Source organism: Methylobacterium sp. WL120 (genome assembly GCF_008039465.1).
Taxonomy (GTDB): Bacteria; Pseudomonadota; Alphaproteobacteria; order Rhizobiales; family Beijerinckiaceae; genus Methylobacterium; species Methylobacterium cerastii.
This window is the reverse complement of record NZ_VRUT01000394.1, coordinates 1-218: the sequence shown is the minus strand read 5'-3', so window position 1 is coordinate 218 and position 218 is coordinate 1. Positions and strand designations below refer to the sequence as shown.

1 protein-coding gene is annotated in these 218 nt (G+C 69.3%); it reads left to right on the top strand.

Going from position 1 to position 218, the window contains the following annotated elements:
* On the top strand, positions 1-218 hold a 218-nt coding region (locus FV229_RS27855), incomplete at both ends, for an Ig-like domain-containing protein (RefSeq protein WP_210246636.1).

Genomic DNA, 218 nt, shown 5'->3' with positions numbered 1-218 from the left:
TCAGCGAGGATCCCGGTTCCAGCTTCGCCTGGAACGGCACAACAGGCGACGTCACGGTCAGCGGCGGCGCGCTGTCGGCAATCTCGGGCAGCGGCCTGACCCGCACAGCCACCTTCACCCCGACCGCTGGGGTAAACGCCGGCACAGCCTCAGTCAGTGTGGCAGCCGGCACCTATGCGGATGCAGCGACCAACCTGGGCCAAGCCGGCACCACGCCG